Annotated in this window: 19 protein-coding genes and 1 riboswitch; of the genes, 6 read left to right on the forward strand and 13 right to left on the reverse strand. The window is 50.8% G+C overall.

The features are described from left to right. Positions 1-488 precede the first annotated feature (488 nt). The 5 genes from MEALZ_RS04550 to MEALZ_RS04570 all read left to right on the forward strand — a co-directional run bounded on the left by MEALZ_RS04550 (position 489) and on the right by MEALZ_RS04570 (position 6,411). On the forward strand, positions 489-797 hold the full coding sequence (locus tag MEALZ_RS04550) for a c-type cytochrome (protein ID WP_014147433.1): 309 nt from the start codon (positions 489-491) through the stop codon (positions 795-797). A 930-nt stretch (positions 798-1,727) separates the two neighbouring features. After that, complete coding sequence (locus MEALZ_RS04555; protein ID WP_014147434.1) at positions 1,728-3,215, forward strand: RimK family protein; 1,488 nt, start codon at positions 1,728-1,730, stop codon at positions 3,213-3,215. 143 nt (positions 3,216-3,358) lie between these two features. Continuing rightward, positions 3,359-4,447 carry a M14 family metallopeptidase gene (locus MEALZ_RS04560; protein ID WP_014147435.1) on the forward strand — a complete coding sequence of 363 codons (1,089 nt, stop codon included), beginning with the start codon at positions 3,359-3,361 and terminating at the stop codon, positions 4,445-4,447. Between the two features lie 3 nt (positions 4,448-4,450). After that, positions 4,451-5,587 (forward strand): ribosomal protein S18-alanine N-acetyltransferase, encoded by a 1,137-nt coding sequence (gene rimI / locus MEALZ_RS04565; protein WP_014147436.1) that lies wholly within the window; start codon positions 4,451-4,453, stop codon positions 5,585-5,587. 29 nt (positions 5,588-5,616) lie between these two features. After that, a complete protein-coding gene (locus MEALZ_RS04570) occupies positions 5,617-6,411 on the forward strand; it encodes an RMD1 family protein (protein ID WP_014147437.1) in 795 nt (264 codons plus the stop codon). A 390-nt stretch (positions 6,412-6,801) separates the two neighbouring features. Here the strand turns inward: MEALZ_RS04570 and MEALZ_RS04575 are convergent, their stop codons facing one another. The 9 genes from MEALZ_RS04575 to MEALZ_RS04610 form a co-directional block, all read right to left on the reverse strand. Next, complete coding sequence (locus MEALZ_RS04575) at positions 6,802-7,392, reverse strand: hypothetical protein (protein WP_014147438.1); 591 nt, start codon at positions 7,390-7,392, stop codon at positions 6,802-6,804. Between the two features lie 27 nt (positions 7,393-7,419). Next, the gene (locus MEALZ_RS04580) at positions 7,420-9,261 is read right to left on the reverse strand and encodes a TonB-dependent receptor domain-containing protein (protein ID WP_014147439.1); all 1,842 of its coding nucleotides are present in this window, start codon (positions 9,259-9,261) and stop codon (positions 7,420-7,422) included. Positions 9,262-9,368: 107 nt separating this feature from the next. Beyond that, a riboswitch (cobalamin riboswitch) is annotated at positions 9,369-9,597 on the reverse strand. 220 nt (positions 9,598-9,817) lie between these two features. Continuing rightward, positions 9,818-10,315: a bifunctional adenosylcobinamide kinase/adenosylcobinamide-phosphate guanylyltransferase gene (locus MEALZ_RS04585; RefSeq protein WP_014147440.1), complete on the reverse strand. Its 498-nt coding sequence runs from the start codon at positions 10,313-10,315 to the stop codon at positions 9,818-9,820. Then, positions 10,312-11,715, reverse strand: a complete 1,404-nt coding sequence (locus tag MEALZ_RS04590; protein WP_014147441.1) for a cobyric acid synthase — start codon at positions 11,713-11,715, stop codon at positions 10,312-10,314. Before MEALZ_RS04590 ends, MEALZ_RS04585 begins: the two co-directional genes overlap by 4 nt. Continuing rightward, the gene (gene cobC / locus MEALZ_RS04595) at positions 11,712-12,275 is read right to left on the reverse strand and encodes an alpha-ribazole phosphatase (protein ID WP_014147442.1); all 564 of its coding nucleotides are present in this window, start codon (positions 12,273-12,275) and stop codon (positions 11,712-11,714) included. The genes MEALZ_RS04590 and cobC overlap by 4 nt, the downstream gene beginning before the upstream one ends. Further along, a complete protein-coding gene (gene cobS / locus MEALZ_RS04600) occupies positions 12,260-13,006 on the reverse strand; it encodes an adenosylcobinamide-GDP ribazoletransferase (RefSeq protein WP_014147443.1) in 747 nt (248 codons plus the stop codon). The genes cobC and cobS overlap by 16 nt, the downstream gene beginning before the upstream one ends. Before the next feature lie 312 nt (positions 13,007-13,318). Next, positions 13,319-13,495: a type II toxin-antitoxin system HicA family toxin gene (locus tag MEALZ_RS21515; RefSeq protein ID WP_084685321.1), complete on the reverse strand. Its 177-nt coding sequence runs from the start codon at positions 13,493-13,495 to the stop codon at positions 13,319-13,321. Next, on the reverse strand, positions 13,492-13,701 hold the full coding sequence (locus MEALZ_RS04605; RefSeq protein WP_014147444.1) for a type II toxin-antitoxin system HicB family antitoxin: 210 nt from the start codon (positions 13,699-13,701) through the stop codon (positions 13,492-13,494). Before MEALZ_RS04605 ends, MEALZ_RS21515 begins: the two co-directional genes overlap by 4 nt. 83 nt (positions 13,702-13,784) lie before the next feature. Next, entirely contained in the window at positions 13,785-14,366 is a 582-nt protein-coding gene (locus tag MEALZ_RS04610; RefSeq protein ID WP_046060984.1) for a peroxiredoxin, read from the reverse strand. Between the two features lie 142 nt (positions 14,367-14,508). On the opposite strand from MEALZ_RS04610, the gene MEALZ_RS04615 reads away from it, so the two are divergent. After that, positions 14,509-14,742, forward strand: a complete 234-nt coding sequence (locus MEALZ_RS04615; protein WP_046060985.1) for a phage integrase N-terminal SAM-like domain-containing protein — start codon at positions 14,509-14,511, stop codon at positions 14,740-14,742. A 69-nt stretch (positions 14,743-14,811) separates the two neighbouring features. Here MEALZ_RS04615 and MEALZ_RS04620 read toward each other — a convergent pair whose 3' ends face one another. The 4 genes from MEALZ_RS04620 to MEALZ_RS04635 all read right to left on the reverse strand — a co-directional run bounded on the left by MEALZ_RS04620 (position 14,812) and on the right by MEALZ_RS04635 (position 17,929). Then, positions 14,812-15,240, reverse strand: coding sequence for a DUF29 domain-containing protein (locus MEALZ_RS04620; RefSeq protein WP_014147447.1), 429 nt, complete (start codon positions 15,238-15,240; stop codon positions 14,812-14,814). An 85-nt stretch (positions 15,241-15,325) separates the two neighbouring features. Beyond that, entirely contained in the window at positions 15,326-16,363 is a 1,038-nt protein-coding gene (cobT, locus tag MEALZ_RS04625) for a nicotinate-nucleotide--dimethylbenzimidazole phosphoribosyltransferase (protein WP_046060986.1), read from the reverse strand. Continuing rightward, positions 16,345-17,007, reverse strand: a complete 663-nt coding sequence (gene bluB / locus MEALZ_RS04630) for a 5,6-dimethylbenzimidazole synthase (protein ID WP_014147449.1) — start codon at positions 17,005-17,007, stop codon at positions 16,345-16,347. Before bluB ends, cobT begins: the two co-directional genes overlap by 19 nt. Next, positions 17,000-17,929 (reverse strand): homoserine kinase, encoded by a 930-nt coding sequence (locus MEALZ_RS04635; RefSeq protein WP_014147450.1) that lies wholly within the window; start codon positions 17,927-17,929, stop codon positions 17,000-17,002. Before MEALZ_RS04635 ends, bluB begins: the two co-directional genes overlap by 8 nt. Positions 17,930-17,933: the final 4 nt, after the last annotated feature.

The following is a 17,933-nucleotide window of genomic DNA, read 5'->3' on the forward strand; positions in this document are numbered from 1 at the left end:
CCGCTAAAGGACGCCGTGAACCCAGCACCTAAATTATCCCAGATGGTTAAGCATAGCCAATGGGCTATGGAATTTAGGTGCTGGGTGAATACCTCCATGTAGGCTCTATGCCAGCTCCATGCTGGCAAAGCCTTTATGAGCGACATGGAAGGCGTGAATGTCGATTTTGCAGGAGCGAAAATCGTCCGGACACCCAGGCGCCTCCTCTGGCACTGCCGAAATTTGAAGTGTGAAAGGTATAAGTTAATGGGTTGGTATTTAAAAAACGGCTTGTGTGATGCCGATCGATAAAACCGGTTTATTCAGGGAATTGCTATTTCCTTGAAAATGGCGTAAAAACAAAGCTCCATCGTTGATGGTTACTAGGCGGGGACAACTTTGTCCTTTTTATTGTCGGGGTTAAAAAACTCAGTAGGGGTGTTAATAATAACTCAAGATTTCCGCTACTGATTCCTGACAAGAATAATTTGTATATTTAGGAGAGTCACATGAGTAAATCTTTAAAAATCGCTTTATTTTCTGCGCTGTCGTTAACTGCGGTAGGCGTTGCTCAGGCCAATGATGTTTTTAATAAAAATTGCGTCGCTTGTCATGCCGGCGGTAAAAACGTTATGAATCCGGATAAAACTCTCTCTTCAGAGAGTTTGGAAAAAAACGGCGTGAATTCTTTGGATGCAATCAAAAAACTGGTTTCTGAAGGCAAGTCCCCAATGCCGGGATTTGCATCGACTTTGAGTAAAGAAGAAATCGAAAGCGTTTCGGCCTATGTCCTGGAACAGGCAAAAAAAGGCTGGTAATTGTCCTGAAGACCGGGGAGAGCTTTCACGCGCCCCGGTCTGCACCCCGGCACCCTTGTCAAAATCGTTCAAAGAAACAGTTTCTGAGCCAGCGACGCCACGTTTCCACCTATCAAACCGATTGTTTAAGTGATTCATATATTCAGGATACGAATCGGGTAAAGTTTCGCAAGTATTCCTGAGTTATACCTTTCGCACTTCAAATTTTGGCAATGCCAGAGGCGCCGGGCCAGCATGGATCTGGCATAGAGCCTACCGGGAGGTCTTTACCCAGCACCTAAATTCCATAGCCTGTTGGCTATGGTTAACTAACTTGGATAATTCATCCAGCACCTAAATAAGCCATGATTTTGAATCATTGCCAAAGACCTATGGAATTTAGGTGCTGGGTTCACGGCCTCCTTTGACGGCGCCCTCGGCGCCGAATTTTGATCTGCGATGGGTATATCAAGCCTAGAAATGGTATGCGATGCGTATCCTGCGGCTCGCTTTAAGTTTTCTGATTAGCAAGATGCTTCAGCTTGCTGAAGCCAATTGTCCGAGCAGTGGCCAGTCGTAGCCACTTCTGCGGGACGGGTTATTTAACCCGTCCCCAACGTCTCGGTTTGCCCTAAACATTTCGGCTGACTTCGGCCAAAGTCAAAACGTTTAGGACGGGGTTGCAAACCCCGTCCTGCTAGGGATATGCTGGTTTTTGGGCTTTAGCTGAAGAAACTTGCTAATCAGGTTAAGTTTTTACCCCAGTTTTATTTTGTAAAAGCTGGATAAGGGCATAAGTTGAATCTTGCGTAAATATTCTTAATGCTTTAGATTGCCGTCTTTCTGGACTTCCTTTATTTTGTATGGACCCGCGGTTCAGAGAAAAGCTGTTTTCGTAATTGGACGGAATTAGTATTTCCAGACCTCTACTTCATTACCCAGGCGGAGCCCGTGCATTCTTTATATATCGTTGTCGATCGCCTGGAAGACTGGGCGCCTTATTATCCGAGTAGCGACCTTGTTACGGTCGAGGCTTATCTGACATTGCCGGAAAGTAAAAAAGCCGGTAAGACACAGGTAATCAATCTATGCCGAGATTATGATTACCTCGGCACCGGTTATTATTGTTCGCTGTTGGCCGAAGCGCGGGGCCAACGGGTAATTCCGTCGATTCGCAGCATCAACGATTTGGCCAATCATCATTATTACCGGCTTTACGATAACAACCTCGATAAATACCTGGGTAAATATCCGGCAGGTTACGGGCAACCCGATACGGAATATTTCGGAATAAAAATTTTCTTCGGTAGGGTGTCTTATCCGCCGCTTGAAAAATTGGCCAGGCGTTTGTTTGAGCTCTATCCCAGCCCGATTCTAAATGTCGAATTCAAACGGGGCGAACGTTGGGAAATCGTTGGGATTACGCCGGGAAATCTAGCCGAATTGAATGAAAACGAACAAAATCAATTTGCGGAAGCGATCGATGCCTACAGTCGTAAGATTTGGCGCAAACCTCGTTCGCGTAAACGGTTTCGCTTCGAAATGGCGATTCTCTACAATCCGCAAGAGGAATTTCCGCCGAGCGATACGAAAGCCCTGAAAAACTTCATCAAAGCGGGTAATGACCTGGGTCTGGATGTCGATCTGATCGATAAAAACGATTTTGCGCGGCTTTTGGAGTACGATGCCTTGTTCATCCGCGAAACTACAGCGATCGATCATCATACCTACCGTTTTGCCAAACGGGCGGAGAGTGAAGGTTTGGTGGTGTTGGACGATCCCGATTCGATTCTGAAATGTGCGAATAAGGTATTTTTGGCCGATTTATTGAGTGCGCATGGTGTTCCGACGCCGAAAACGCAGTTGATCATACGCGACAAGCCGTTGGATTTCGACGAGTTGGAACAGAGCTTCGGTTATCCTCTCGTACTCAAGATTCCTCACGGTTCATTTTCGCGCGGCGTGGTCAAGGCGCATGGCCGTGAAGAGTTGGAAAACCAATGCCGCGAATTATTCAAAGAGTCCGCAATATTATTGGTACAGGAATATGTGTTGACCGACTACGACTGGCGGATCGGTTTTTTGAACAACCGGCCGATTTATGCCTGTAAATATTTTATGGCGCGCGGGCATTGGCAGATCTACAACCATAGCAGCGATAAAGCCAAGGGCAAAAGCGGCGGCTTTGAAACGCTCGCTGTTCACGAAGTTCCGAAGGATGTCGTGAAAACCGCAGCGAAAGCGGTTAAGCTGATCGGTGACGGGTTTTACGGTGTCGATATGAAACAAATCGCAGGCCGTAACGTGATTATCGAGATCAACGATAATCCGAGTATCGATAGCGGTGTCGAGGACGATTATTTGGGCGAGGATTTGTATCGCATCATCATGGAGGAGTTCGTACGCCGATTGGAGCGCAAACATAGTGCTTATGCTTGAGACAGGAAATTTCAAGGCGGTTTAGGAAAAAGCATAAAATAACTTCCCTAATGATTCCTTCGTTCCGATTGAGAGCCCGGATGCCCTAACCGCAGCGTACCTTCGAGTTCCCTATTATTTTCAGCAAACCGGATGAGTACATTATGCCGAGCCATTACGACCTAGAAAGCTTTTCCACAGACTATTTCGACGCACGCGATAAGTTTCTGTCCGCCTGTTCCAGTCAGCCAGGTCATCTGAGGCGTTTTCAGCATTCATTGTTAGCCGGCGACAATCAACCGTTGTCGACCGAGGCGTTTTGGCTCGGTGAAGAACAGGTTAGTAAGGTGTTGGTCATTATCAGCGCGACCCATGGCGTCGAAGGTTTTTGCGGTTCCGCAGCGCAAATCAATTGGCTCAGACACGCACCGATGCCCGCAGGCGATACCGCAGTGTTGTTCGTTCATGCCTTGAATCCATTCGGCTTTGCTCATTTGCGCCGGGTCAACGAAGATAATGTCGATTTGAATCGTAACTTCATCGACTTTTCCGATAGGCCTGTCAATCTAGGTTATCGAGAATTGGCCGATGTCTTGCTGCCGGAGCATTGGTCCGACGCGAACGAAAAAAGCGCAATGCAAACAATCAACGATTACCGGAAACTTTACGGTCAACGCAAGACCGAAGAAGCAATCAGCAGCGGTCAATACGAGTATCCGCAAGGTTTGTTTTATGGCGGCGCTACTGCCACTTGGTCGAGACAAGTGGTCGAAACCGTGATGCGCGAATTCGACTTGGCGAATCGGCAACGAGTCGCGGTGGTCGATATCCATTCCGGGCTCGGACCCTATGGTTATGGTGAAGTTATTTCGGATCATCCGCCTGGCTCCACGGCTGCGACATTGGCGAAACGCTGGTTCGGCGACAGCGTCACCGAGCCGGCGCTAGGGACATCGACTTCGGTGCCTAAGCTGGGCTTGCTCGATTATGCCTGGCACAAGGTTCTGGGCGATCGCGGCTGTTATATCACGTTAGAATTCGGCACCTATTCGCTCGATACGCTGTTTCAGGTATTGCGTAAAGAAAATTATTTTTGGCACAGAGATCCGGAAACAAGGCAGCTCAGTCATCCGATACGGCAACAAATTCGGGATTATTTTTATCCGGATAAGAGAGACTGGCAGGAAATGGTGCTGTTTCGTAGTGAGCAAGTGTTAACGCAGGCGCTTGATGGATTGGCGGATATGGATTGACGGATGATGACTGATTCTGCGAACGCCGAAGAAACACCGAAAATCGTGTTTCGTAGCGCGGTCAAAAATGACGTTCGGCAATTATTAGCGATTGAAAATGCTTGTTTTACGCAGGATAAATTAACCTCGCGCAATTTTCACTGGATGCTGGAAAGAGCCAATGCCGATATCATCCTTGCCGAAATCGAAGATAAAGCGGCAGGATATGCGCTGTTGTTGTACCGCAGAGGCGCATCGCTGGCACGGCTTTATTCGTTCGCGGTGTTACCCGAATACCGCGGACTCGGTATTGGCGTGGGCCTGCTTAATCACTCGGAAGCACGCGCTCGAGAGCGCGACTGCGTATATTTGAGGCTTGAAGTTCGTCCCGATAATCAACAAGCGATCGCGTTGTACCGAAAACAAGGTTATCGGCAATTCGATACTAAAGAAGATTATTATGAAGATCACAGCGAGGCGCTGTGCTTCGAGAAACGAATTATCTATCCGCATCCGGAAACCCGCCTGACCGTGCCGTTCTATCGGCAAACGACCGACTTCAGTTGCGGCCCTTCGGGGCTGTTGATGGCGATGGCCGGACTCAAGCCGGACATCGAATTGTCGCAGGCGCATGAATTGCAAATTTGGCGCGAATCGACGACGATTTTTATGACCTCCGGGCACGGCGGATGCGGACCTCACGGTTTGGCGCTGGCGGCTTGGCGGCGAGGGTTCGCTGTCGATGTGTATTTGAGTCAACAAGACGTGTTGTTTATCGACAGCGTGCGCAATCCGGAAAAACGCGAAGTCATCAGTCTAGTGCAAGAGGATTTTCTGCGCCAGCTCAAGCAAACCGACGTGCGCATGCATTTCGATAAAATCACGCTCGAAGCATTGACCGGGCATCTGGATGCCGGTCATATTCCGTTGATTTTGATCAGCACTTACCGGATCAATCGCAACAAAGCGCCGCATTGGGTAGTCGTGACCGCGCACGATCCGCACTTTATTTATCTGCACGATCCCGATGTCGATACCGAGCAGCATGCCAGCGAAGCGGATAATTTTTATGTGCCGGTGCCGAAAGCCGAATTTTTGGCGATGTCCCGCTTCGGGCGCAGCCAGCTCAGAGCCGTCGTAATCATCGCGCGGCGCGAATGACTAGAGGACTAGAGGACTAGAGGAAAGTTATGACCAGCGATCGTCCGATTAGACACTGCTTAACGGTTTGCCTTGCGCAATCCTTCGATTTTCCGGCATTGCGCGAGAAAATGTTAATGTCGGGACGCGTCAAGGCGTTTAGAAATGCCTTGGTCGTCGACTATAAAAGCGGCTGCTCGATCGTATTCGCTTACGGCGTCGCCGTGCATTGGAACGTGAGTTTGGACGAGCGGCGCAATCTTCATGATTTGTTACTAGACTTCGCGATCAAGCCCGATGCCGAGCCGCAGGAAGACAATTTCAGCTACGAAACGAACTCCGAAAAATACCGGATACAAAGCGATCATATCGAATTGATCGACGCCGATCAGATGGTGCTCCTGGCAGTGTCCCATGCAATGGCTCAGTCGATCAAACTGGCCGCATTCGAAAGCCATGCGATCAATACGATCCGCGAAACCAGTCATTTGCCCGAATCCTTGGCCAGGGAAGGGAAGATACAACTCGGCAGAAAAGCCACCGCGATGATCCGGGGGCAATTGTTTCTGACCAAGAGCGATATTATTTTGAATTACGATCTGCTCGATACGCCCGAGTTTTTCTGGGAGCATCCGGAGTACCAGAGCATTTATTCGATGGCGGCCAATTATCTCGAAATTCAGCCGCGCACCGAAGTATTGTCGAAAAAACTCGAAACGATACACGAATTGTTGGAAATGCTGGCCGACGAACAAAAACATCAGCATTCGTCGTTTCTCGAGTGGATCATTATTTATTTGATCGCGGTCGAGATCGTGATGTCTTTGATAGATAGGGTTTTTTGATGCGTCGGCAAGAGGCTCTAAACGGCTGTCCGAATGACATATACTTCGCGGTAGTTGGTTCGCGAGCGCAGTAGGGTAGGTAGGAGCGAAGCGGAAAATGCAAACGGTAGGAAAATATTGCGGCCGTAATTTATAAACCCCGTCCGGCGAGAGGTCCGCGGTGGCGGGGTTGAAACGATGGGTTTTGGCTTCCGCCTCTACCCATCCTACGCAAGAGGGGGGCATGCGGAATGGACTGCGCAGTAGGATGGGTAGGAGCGAAGCGGAAACCCATCATGGGGATCCCGCAAGCCCTTAAAAGACTTCATGAACTTCATGGTTAAACTGCCGAATTTAGGATTATGTGGGAGCGATCCCCAGGCCGAAATTCGGCTAGCAAAGGGTATAGAGTCAAGCCCCTTTATGATCTTCACTGAAAATCGGCAAGGATTTCAGCAATGCAACTACGCCGAAAATCGCGGTCGCATAGATTAACGTCGATTTGATATAAGCCGGGTAGAAATTCGCCATTTTGCTCAGTTTTTCAGACCAGTCCAATGCATCGTGACGGCCCGACAACAAATAGAAGCTGAATTCGGAAATCAGAAACGCAAGCGTCGTTGCCGCGAGTAGGATTGCGAATTGTTTTAATAACACCGAAGGGTTCGACTCTTTGAATTGGGCGCACATTTTGCCGCCGAACCAGACTGCGGCATAAGTCGGAATCAAAAAGGCATAGGCCGGCGAAACGCAAAAACTGCTGACGCCGAAGAATTGAATCACGACAAAATCGATCAATGCCGCTTCGGCCAATAAAACGGCAAAAAACCGGTTGCCGCCGAACCAAAGCCCGGCCAGAAAAAATACCGCCAAAGAGGCGTCGGGGAGTTGAAAAGGCGTGCCGATATGGCTCGAGCGCGTTGCCGCCATCAACAGCATCAGTGCGATCGCGCCAGGCTGAATAGGTAGGTTTTGGACAGGTAAACGTTGTGCGATATTCATCGTCATTTCTCCGATAAGGTTAAGTTTTTAGATGTTGTAGCGAATCGAAACGAAAAAGTTGCGATCGGCCGTGTTGTAGGTATCGACCAATTGGTATTGTTTATCCAGCAGATTATTCAATTGAGCGCTAATGGTCCAGTTTTTATTGATGTGATAGGCCGAGCGTAAATCGACGGTCGCATAACCGCTGACTTTGGTCGTATTAGCGGCATCGTCGTAGCGATAGCCCTCGGCTAATAGGAAAGCACCGACGTCGACGGGACCGAACGATCTCGATAGATCGAATGATAACATTCTATCGGTGCGGCGTGGCAGACGATTATTCGTTTCCCGGTCGACCGGGCGGAGCAAATTCATGCCCAGTTTGGCGTTCCAACCGAAAATTTGTGTGCCGATTTCGGCTTCGATCCCGTTGATTTGAGCTTTACCGATGTTTTCGGCGGATAAGTTAAACGTTGCCGGATCAAAGACATAGACGATTAGGTTATCTAGGTCGGTATGATAAGCGCGAATCTCCCACTGTAGCCAGTCATGATTACCCGCGAGTCCGACCTCGACCGATTTCGACTCCTCGGCCATTAAGTTGGGGTTGCCGAAACCGGGCCAATAGAGTTGGTTGAAGGATGGGGCCTTGAAGCCGTTGCCGAAATTCGCGAATGTACTGATGCCGTAATCCCAATTGGAACGCCAGCCGATGCTGCCGGTGACGAAATCGCCGAAGGCTTCGTTTTCATCCCAACGAATCGAACCGTTGAGATGATGGTTATCGAAGAATCGTCCGTGCCATTCGCCGAACACGCCGACATCGTAACGCGATAGCTCGGTATAGTCGGTGGTGCTATCCGCTTCATCCAAACGGTAATCGGCCCCGAGTGTCAATTGATGATCGTCCGACAATTGGATCGCATTCAACCAACTGGCATTCCAGCGCGTGCTGTCGAAACGGCTGAAAAACGTGCCGTCCGGACTGAAATTGTCGGCGTCGTCTCGGCTTTGCCCTAACCGTAAGGTCGAGCGCCAATTGTCGATGACATCGATGGCGCCGCTCAGGCCGATGACCTGATTGACGAATTCCATTCTATTCGGCGTGCCGTCGAAGTCGTTGCGACCTTCCGAGCGCATGTAGGTGGCTTCCATCTCGGCATTGTTATCGAAGCGATGGCCCAAGCGTGCATTGAGGCCGGTATTATAGAAACCGTCTTTATCGGGCTCATCCACCCCGAAAAAACCGGTAGTCGGTTGCCGTGCGTCGAAGCCTTGCGAATTGAAATGCGACGCGCCGAGGGTATACCAACTATTTTGATAACGCCCGCTGATCGTGCCCGAAGCCTTCGCGGTATTAAACGAGCCGCCGCCGGCATCGATCGTGATCGTCGGTTTTTCTTTTTGTGCGCCTTTGCGGGTAAAAATTTGAATGACGCCGCCCAAGGCTTCGGCGCCCCAAAGACTGGATTGCGGACCGCGAATGATCTCGACGCGTTCGATTTGATCGATCGGCAGCAGTTCGAACGGCGAAGTACCGGAGGTGACAGAACCGAAGCGGATGCCGTCGACCAAGACCAAGACATGGCCGGAATTGGTGCCGCGTATGAAGACGCTGGAGTTTTTTCCGTATCCGCCTTGTTGTGTGATATCGAGTCCGGTCGAACCTCGGAGCAATTCCGGCAAGGTGTTGACCTGAAGTCGTTCGATGTCTTCGCGAGTATAGACGGTGCTGGCGGTTGCCAGATGTTCTTTGGGGCTGTCGGACCGAGTTGCCGTGATCAACATCTCGGGTAAATGTAACGGTGTTTCGTCCGGGGCCGAGTCGGCCAAGGCCGGAAGATGGAAGCCGGTGAATAACAGTGGGCTTAAAAAGAATGTTCGCATGATGTCCTCTGCGCCGCCCGCGCATGAAAGGTTGTAGTATTACAACGCAAGGGCGCGCGGCGAAAAGGCAGAGTATGGCTCGACCGTTTCGTTAACAGCCCTCCGCTGTGTCGAATCGCTATCGGGCCGGTCTCCGGGCTTATAAGTGGCCATAGGCCTGAATCATCGCCTTCCCATGTCATTGCACACAGTGGCAAATTGATGATTCTTTACTTATCTACCGTTGCGGGGGCAGCGCCGGCTTTGGCTTGATGACCTGACCGGCTTCCCGTTTAACCCCGCCCTAGAATCGACAGGTCGATTCTAGGGCGGGGCACCTGAAAGCAAGGAGGGCATTATAGGGATTTACCGGCTGAATGCAAGTGGAAGAAAAATAGAGAGGATTCAATCGAAAAAAGCATTTTTGGGGCGGACTTGGGCGGGACGGAGTTTGCAACTCCGTCCCTAACCGTTTCGACTGTGGCCGAAGCAAATCAAAACGTTTGGGCCGGGTTACATAACCCGCCCCGAGCGAGGCATGCGGAACCATTTAGGGAAGTTATTCCTAGCCAGGCCCTTATTTCATCTGCAATTTCAACCCGGCGCTGCAAAAAAAGACTCGCTCGCAATGCCGCCCCATCAATTGCGCGGCCTTGCCCGATAAATCGATGAATTGCCGGGCTAAGCGATTGTCGGGAATGACGCCGAGGCCTACCTCGTTATGAATCAAGACCAATTCGACGGGAAGCTGCAACACGGCGTCTAATTCCTGCAGAATGTCGGATTCGGGAATTTGATGATACAAGGCGTTGTTCAGCCACATCGACACGCACTCGACCAATACCGGACGGTCTAAGCCTTGTAGTGCGGCGAGCAGCTTGACCGGTTCCTCGATCGTGACGAACGAATCCTGCCGGCGCTGTTGGTGAACGGCCACTCGGGTCTTCATTTCGTCGTCGAAAAATTCGGTCGTCGCCAGATAATAGGGTTTTTCATTCCCGCATCGCTGTAAAACATAGTCTTCCGCCAAACGCGATTTACCGCTTTTGACGCCGCCGATGAATAAGGTCTTCATGCCTGTTCCTGTAATGCTTGTAGGATTAACGATAAATCCAAATTGGCCGCGACCCGGTCGGCGAAACCCTGAATTTGAGCATCTCGGTAGACGGCGTAGGCATAACCCCGATAATCGGGGGTCAGGGCTTTGAAATAAGCGGTTCGAAATACGTCGTTGTCGAAAATGCCGTGTACATGCGTGCCGGCGACCGCGCCTTGCCGATAAAAAAGCGGGAATTGAGTCATGCGCCCGCAATGAATTTCATAGCCGCTCAAACCCGGATAGTCGAACAGGTCATAGCTGCCGCGCCGGACGATCTTGGGTAGCCGGTAAAACACCTCGTCATCGATAAAACCGAATCCGGATTCGCTGCCGGGCCGGTCGTGTTCGATAGCGTCAGGGTCGTGCAACGTTCGGCACAGCATCTGGTAACCGCCGCAAATACCGAACACCGCTTTGTCGAAACGCTCGATTTCGTCGAACAAGCCTTGTTGCTTCAGCCATCTCAAATCGCGCAGCACGGTTTTACTGCCCGGCAACAGCACCATGTCGAAACCGCTCAAGGGGCGGTAGGCTTGAATCAATTCGACATGCAGCTCTTCATCCGCCATCAATACGTCCAGATCGTTATAATTGCTCAAGCCGGGGTAGGCGATCGCGGCAATACGAATCTTGACGCCGTTCAGGCGTTGCCGGTAATTATTGAGCGATTGCGAATCTTCCATGTCGATATTGAGCGGCTCGAACGGCAATACGCCGAGCACCGGCACGCCGAAGCGCTCTTTGATGATGGTTTCGCCTTCATCGAAAAAACGCCGATCGCCCCGGAATTTATTGATAACGACGCCGATCAAATTTTTGCGCATGACAGGATGCATCAATTCCAGCGTGCCGTAAATCGACGCGAAGACGCCGCCCCGTTCGATGTCGGCGACCAGAATGTTTTTGGTGCCGAAGGTATTGGCGACAAAACTGTTCGATAAGTCTTTATGCAGTAGATTGAGTTCGACCGGAGAGCCGGCGCCTTCGGCGATGACCAAGTCATGAGACTGCCGGAGCGTCGTAAAGGCTTGTTCAACCTGTAATTTAAGGTCGCCTATCGAATCGTAATAGTCCGCAATCGATTGATTTCGATCAACCAAGCCGTTGACGATCACTTGCACCGAACCGTTGCCGTGCGATTTCAGCAGCACCGGATTGAACAAATGATTCGGTTCGACCCGCGCGGCCTCGGCTTGCAGGCATTGCGCGCGGGAGATTTCGCGGCCGTCCGGGGTCACCGCCGAATTATTCGAGACGTTTTGCGCCTTAAACGGCGCAACGCTGAGTCCCTGGTCTGCAAAAATCCGGCACAAGGCCATCGCTATCGTGGTTTTGCCGGCGTCCGAGCTGGTGCCGAAGATTGCTAAAGGTTTCATAGATTGAGATAGTGAATATAGGTGTATTGATGGCTATATTGAAATTTATGCAAAGAGCCATGATCGACGCGGAATTGAAAGGCGGCAGCGGGCGACAGCTTCAAGATATGGGTCAGAAGGGCGCGAATCACGCCGGCATGAGTCACGACGACGGCTTGCGAAAGCTCGGTCTTGATGAGCTCTTGCCAAAAACTGCCGGCACGGCGGCATAAATCGGTAAAACTTTCGCCGTTCGGCGGCGGGACGTCGACGAAATTTTGTGTCCAATGGTTTAGGGCTTTTGCGTCGATTTCATCGAAAAACACGCCTTCCCAATCGCCGAAATCCAGCTCCAAAATCCGTTCGTCGGTGACGACCTCATCGGATAGGGAATCAGCCAAACGTTTGCAACGGCTGAGTGCGCTGCTATAAAACCGGCAGTCTTCGGCTAGTTCAGGCAATTTTTGCCGTAGGGCTTCCATCTCCCGGGCAAAGCTGTCCGCCAGGGGAATGTCAGACCGCCCGTAACATAAGCCTTTAGCGGCTGCGGTTTGGGTATGGCGAATCAAATAAATGTCCATAGAGCGTTTAGGAAAAGATAAAAAACGACTTCGGCGACTTGCTGGCCGGCCCCCAAGCAGTCTCCGGTATAGCCGCCGATATGACGATGAAAATAGCGGCCGAGCACTAGCGTGACCAGCGCCATCGGTATCAGCGCGGTCAGGGCTAAAGGGGGCAGCAATACAAAAGGCAGCAACGCCGGAATGCCTGCCAAGAGTAAAGTTTTCGCATCGGGCTTGAATACCGCGCCGGACGACTTGCTAGGCTGCGTGCGGGCGTAGTCGTAGCGGTACATCAAATACAACGGAAACCAACGGCTGATACTATGTCCCGCCAGTAAAGCCAGCGGCGGCAGATGCGCCGGTAAACCGGTCAAAAGCCTGAATTTCAACAGAAGCAGCAATAACAAGCCGAGCGCGCCATAGGCGCCGATCTGCGAGTCTTTCATGATGTCCAGAATGCGCTGTTTATCGTAGCCGCCGCCGAAACCGTCGCAGACATCGGCAAAACCGTCCTCATGAAAAGCCCCGGTAACCAGAATCCCGGCGATCAAGGCGATAACGACCGCAATGTCTTGCGGCCAGATTTGCAAAGCGATCCAGAACACCGATGCCGAAATACCGCCGACCAACCAACCGACCAGCGGCAGGTAAACGCAGGACTTCGGAAGCCGTCGATAATCGAGGCCAGCCGGGCAGGGCAGCCGGGTATAAAAGCCGACGGCCAGTAGGAAATCGTGAAATGAAGGCATGGGGAGTTTTGCTTGAATTAGGCGGGATATGTTCTTGGCATGTCTAATTCTACTTTGTCTTGCGACAATTTATAAAATCGATCGCTTGAGAACATGACAAACCGGGCGGCTAATTATGAACACAAGCAACACGGTGTAAGCCTTGCGGCGTATGGCAAATGCCGGAAAAAGGCAGGTGGTTGAATTATAAAATAAACCCGATACCCTTTTTTTGCAGTTTTGTTTCGACCTGTCTAGTTTGGAGCTAACGCAAAGCTCAGCGGCGGAGCGTTAGCGGAGTCCGCTGGAGTACCAGGTTAGGCGTAGACAGCTTCATATCCCCAATTGCCCTTTGATAAGCCGACAAAGACTCTCTTTTATTTCGGAATGTCTTGGAACTGGAGTTTGTTTACCATTGGCAGGATTTGCATAAATATCGTGCTTATTGCCATGACGTTTAAGGTAACAGCCTGCTTCAACCAATTCTCTAATAAAGTTTCCTCGTTTCACGCTACTTCGACGAAGACTTCTTTTATTTGTGATGCTGGGTGGTTGGTTTGCACCTCCTCTGCCATTAAAAGTTTATAAGCATCTTCAATATTTTCTTCCAACTCCTCTAGTGTCTCACCCTGGCTAAAAACCCCAGGGATTTCCTTAAGTTTGCCAATATACCATCCATCATCCAACCAATACTCGAGAGTAAATGCACGTTTCATATTTATATCCCACTAAAAATTGACCTGAATTCTGTTGTTCAACACAAAGTTCTTTAGCGCTCGCTTTCCGGTTGAGCACTGGGTTAAGCTTGATTCTCGGAGAGCCAAGCCATCACCTCAATAACATTTTTATCTGGTGGAAAGACAGGATAAAAACATTTTTTAATCATTCCACTTTGTGTAATGAGCGTCAATCTTTTGAGCAATTTTAACCCTTCGACTTCAAGTAGGGGCAATTTCAAAGTTGAGGAAAAATAATGATTGACATCGCTCAAAAGCGGATAAGGCAACCCTAATCGACTAGCAGCTTCTTTTTGTGTCTCTGATGTTTGAGTACTTATGCCGTAAATGCCTATCCCATTACGATTGAATTCAGTATAGTTTTCACGATATGAACATACCTGTGGCGTACACCCAGCGGCACCGGGAATTTGAACCCAGCCTTCTGGAATGGCAAATCCTGGGCGACCTGTCATTGGATAGCAGAAAATCACATTCCAGCCAGACAAGCGGGATAGATTGATTTCTTGGTCATTGATAGACCATAGAGAAACATCCGGCAACAGCATGTTTTCCAGATGTTCACATGCCCTATCATTCAAAGGAATTGGCAAATCCTTTGGAATAGATAGAAGTACATCGGGTGGAAGTTGAAAATTTGGCACAGTAATTTTCCAAGAAGCCTAACTACAATTAGACATCCTAAATGATGCAAAATATTGCGTCATAGAGCTGCCTAATTTATTTGATAAAATTAAAATAATATAGTTTACAGCGAGTTGTAAAAAACAACTTTTCCTACTAAAAATGCGAAATACGTCAGTGCCGACTTCGGGGAATTCAACGATATTATGGGATCAAGTATGGGCTAAGATTCGTTTGAGGCACTGTAGCAATCGTACCGAACAGGCCTATACGGACTGGATTAAACGCTATATTCTGCATTTTGGCAAGCGTCATCCGCGTGACTTGGGCGCTAGTGAAGCGGTGCAGTTTTTGACGCATTTGGCGGTCAGCGGCAAAGTGGCGGCCTCCACGTAAAATCAAGAGAAAGCCTCGTTGTTGTTTTGTGAAAAAAGATGGGCAGATCGGATTAAAATGAATCCTTTTTTATTCAGGCCAAAACTCAGAATTCATAACCTGCTCAATGCTCCATGGACAGGACTCGGGGAAGCAATCGAGTCCTGTTTCCTTTACCGCAAGACTGACGGCATCGGACCACACCCATTCCCGCCAATCGGGTTGAGTCAAATCGGTTTTAAGACTGGGGGTTTCTTTCAAGGAACCTGCAATCCCTCGACGTTGCTCCTTGATTGCCCGCTGCCAGCTTTTACTGCGAAAGCCTGCCTGATATTGCCATTTCAGTAGATGGGCCAGCAAAACAGCCATTCTACTTTTCAATTCTCTTCGTTCGCTTTTGCCCACGTCTTCAATCTCATCCGCAATATGTTCAAGGTCGAGCATGTTGAACTGGCCCGCACGGAGCAGCGCGGCCTGCTCGTTCGCCCATGCAACAATGTCTGATTCGTAGCTATGCATCGAAAAGCCCTCAATATTTCTCAATAGGGTTTTAAACCGTGAAAAAAGTAACCCCGCGTCTCATCAAAAACAAACCTCGGCAATTTCAACCCCCATCCACGCCAGCCTCGGCAAAGCTGGCCATTTCGTTCAGCATCGCAACCGCCGAGATAATTAAAGGATAAGCTAGCGCCGCGCCCGAGCCTTCGCCGAGGCGCAGTTCAAGATCGAGCAAGGCTTGTGCGCCGAAGTGATCGAGCAGTGCTCGATGTCCTTGTTCGTCCGAGACATGGCTAAACACGCAATAATCCAAAACCTCAGGATGGCATTTCGCCGCAACCAACAATGCGCTGCCGGCGATAAAGCCGTCGACGATGATTAACATGCCCAGTTCGGCGGCTTTCAAATAAGCGCCTGCCATCATCGCGATTTCAAAGCCGCCGAAGATGCTCAATGCCGCCAATGGATCGCGTTGGCCGGGGTGCCGTGCCAAGGCTTGATTCAATATCGACAACTTATGGCTCAGTTGCGCATCGCTTAGTCCGGTGCCGCGTCCGACGCATTGCGCCAGCGGTATACCGGTCAAGCAATGCATCAACAGCGAGGCGGAAGAGGTATTGCCGATGCCCATTTCGCCGAAGCCGATACAATTGCATTCTGCCCGGTGGCGTTCCTGTACGATATCGGCGCCGGCTTGCATGGCTTGGGCGCATTCGCTCTCGGTCATTGCCGGCGCATCTAAAAAATTACGCGTGCCTTTGCCGATTTTAGCTTCGATCAATTTAGGGTGCCGGTTTAGATCGGCATTGACGCCGGCATCGACGATCCACAGGTCGAGGCGGTTGTGCTTGGCAATAACGCTGATGGCGGCCCCGCCCGCCAAAAAATTGGCGACCATTTGCGCGGTGACGCTTTGCGGATAGGCGCTGACGCCGTTTGCTGCGATGCCGTGATCGCCGGCAAAAATCACGATAGCCGGGTTTGTCAGCGTCGGCGATAATGTGTTTTGTATTAGCCCGATGCGCAGCGCCAGTGCTTCCAATCGGCCTAGCGAACCCAAAGGCTTGGTCTTTTGGTCGATTTTGTCTTGTAGCGCGGCGGTAAGGGGGTGGTCTAGCGGATTGATCAAAAAGTGAGTTTGCATGGGTTGTTCCAGGCGTTTTCAAATAAACAATCGTTCAATTCCAAGCGCGATGCCCACCGTTCTTGTTGCAAGAGCGGCTCGTCATAAAAGCGCTCGACATGGCCCAGACATAAAATCGCGAACGGTTGGCTGTCGTCGGGCATCGCCAATAATCGTTTCAGCGCTTCCGGCTCGAACATCGAAACCCAGCCCAAACCCAGACCTTCGGCCCGGGCGGCCAGCCACATATTCTGGATCGCGCAGGATAACGAGGCCAGATCCATTTCCGGCAGGGTGCGCCGGCCGAAGATATGCTCGTCTCGGCGGTCGCTTAATGAGGCGATGATGATTTCGGCGCATTCCATGATGCCTTCGACCTTGATGCGCATGAATTCGTCTTCGCGCTCCTGTAAGGCGCGGGCGGTTTGCAGGCGTTCCTGCTCGACCTGGCCGTGTATGGCTTGGCGTAAATCCGGACGGGTGATGCGTATGAAACGCCAGGGCTGCATGAAACCGACGCTTGGGGCGTGGTGCGCCGCCGCGATGATGCGTGCTAATCTGTCGGGTTCGACCGGGTCGGGCAAAAAATGCCGCATATCGCGGCGCTCGTAGATAGCGCGGTAAATGGCGGCGCGTTCGGCGTCGGAATAGCGATGATCAGGCATGGGCGGCGTGTCGGTGTTGTACGAGCAGATCTTTAAAAACGAACGGGTCTTTGGGTTGGCTCAGGGCGGCTGGGCGATTGCTGTAACGGTGCACGAGGCGCGATAGCCAAAAACGTAGCGAGGCGGCTCTGAGCATGCGGTTGCAATGCTGATGTTCGATTGCCGATAAGGGTCTTAGGGTTTCATAGCCCGAAAGCAGTGCGGTTAATTTTTGTGTGTTGAAAATACCGTCGTCTCGGCACCAGTCGTTCGCGCAGACGGCGATATCGCGTAGCCAGTGGTCGCTGCAGGCACTATAGAAATCGAGTATGCCGCTGATTTGTCCGTCGGCGAATAAGGCATTATCCCGGAATAAGTCGCCGTGAATCACGCCGCCGGGCAGCGTTTGTTGTTCGTGTTCGGACTGAAATTGCAGTTCGCCGAGAATCAATTCGCGGTCCGCGTCGGACAGTTGACTCTCGACTTGCTCGAACAAGGCTTTGATCGACAAAACGTCATGATGGCTTGCGATCGGAAAGGTGCAGTCCCGCGTGTCGAGATGCAGCCTAGCCAGTTGCGCGCCGATTTGCCGGCATTGATCTAGCGTAGGCGAAACGAGGGATCGGCCGGCCAAGCGTTTACAGACCAGTGCCGGCTTGCCGTTGAGGTTGAGCAAGAGCCGGTTTTGTTTGTCGGCCTGCGGATTCGGATACAGCGGGTTGCGAGTACCTAAGCGTTGCATCAGTCCGATCACCGGGATCAGTTCTTCGCTGTTTTGTGCCTCGAACAAGGTCAAGACATAGTCGCCTTGCGTGGTCGCGACCGCATAATGGCTATTCGCGATGCCGTCGGGAATACCGGCTGCATCGACTACTTGGCCGAGATCGTAAGCGCCGAAAAAGGCGTCCAGTTGTGCGGGTGTGACGGAGGTATAAACGGACATTGCT

This window comes from Methylotuvimicrobium alcaliphilum 20Z (assembly GCF_000968535.2).
Classification (GTDB): Bacteria; Pseudomonadota; Gammaproteobacteria; order Methylococcales; family Methylomonadaceae; genus Methylotuvimicrobium; species Methylotuvimicrobium alcaliphilum.

What these genes read in the sequence shown, in the direction of transcription:
- MEALZ_RS04550 (WP_014147433.1), top strand. Translation starts at nt 489, where the DNA reads ATGAGTAAATCTTTAAAAATCGCTTTATTTTCTGCGCTGTCGTTAACT.
- MEALZ_RS04560 (WP_014147435.1), top strand. Translation starts at nt 3,359, where the DNA reads ATGCCGAGCCATTACGACCTAGAAAGCTTTTCCACAGACTATTTCGAC.
- rimI (WP_014147436.1), top strand. Translation starts at nt 4,451, where the DNA reads ATGATGACTGATTCTGCGAACGCCGAAGAAACACCGAAAATCGTGTTT.
- MEALZ_RS04570 (WP_014147437.1), top strand. Translation starts at nt 5,617, where the DNA reads ATGACCAGCGATCGTCCGATTAGACACTGCTTAACGGTTTGCCTTGCG.
- MEALZ_RS04575 (WP_014147438.1), bottom strand. Translation starts at nt 7,392, where the DNA reads ATGAATATCGCACAACGTTTACCTGTCCAAAACCTACCTATTCAGCCT.
- MEALZ_RS04580 (WP_014147439.1), bottom strand. Translation starts at nt 9,261, where the DNA reads ATGCGAACATTCTTTTTAAGCCCACTGTTATTCACCGGCTTCCATCTT.
- MEALZ_RS04585 (WP_014147440.1), bottom strand. Translation starts at nt 10,315, where the DNA reads ATGAAGACCTTATTCATCGGCGGCGTCAAAAGCGGTAAATCGCGTTTG.
- MEALZ_RS04590 (WP_014147441.1), bottom strand. Translation starts at nt 11,715, where the DNA reads ATGAAACCTTTAGCAATCTTCGGCACCAGCTCGGACGCCGGCAAAACC.
- cobC (WP_014147442.1), bottom strand. Translation starts at nt 12,275, where the DNA reads ATGGACATTTATTTGATTCGCCATACCCAAACCGCAGCCGCTAAAGGC.
- cobS (WP_014147443.1), bottom strand. Translation starts at nt 13,006, where the DNA reads ATGCCTTCATTTCACGATTTCCTACTGGCCGTCGGCTTTTATACCCGG.
- MEALZ_RS04605 (WP_014147444.1), bottom strand. Translation starts at nt 13,701, where the DNA reads ATGAAACGTGCATTTACTCTCGAGTATTGGTTGGATGATGGATGGTAT.
- MEALZ_RS04615 (WP_046060985.1), top strand. Translation starts at nt 14,509, where the DNA reads ATGCGAAATACGTCAGTGCCGACTTCGGGGAATTCAACGATATTATGG.
- MEALZ_RS04620 (WP_014147447.1), bottom strand. Translation starts at nt 15,240, where the DNA reads ATGCATAGCTACGAATCAGACATTGTTGCATGGGCGAACGAGCAGGCC.
- cobT (WP_046060986.1), bottom strand. Translation starts at nt 16,363, where the DNA reads ATGCAAACTCACTTTTTGATCAATCCGCTAGACCACCCCCTTACCGCC.
- bluB (WP_014147449.1), bottom strand. Translation starts at nt 17,007, where the DNA reads ATGCCTGATCATCGCTATTCCGACGCCGAACGCGCCGCCATTTACCGC.
- MEALZ_RS04635 (WP_014147450.1), bottom strand. Translation starts at nt 17,929, where the DNA reads ATGTCCGTTTATACCTCCGTCACACCCGCACAACTGGACGCCTTTTTC.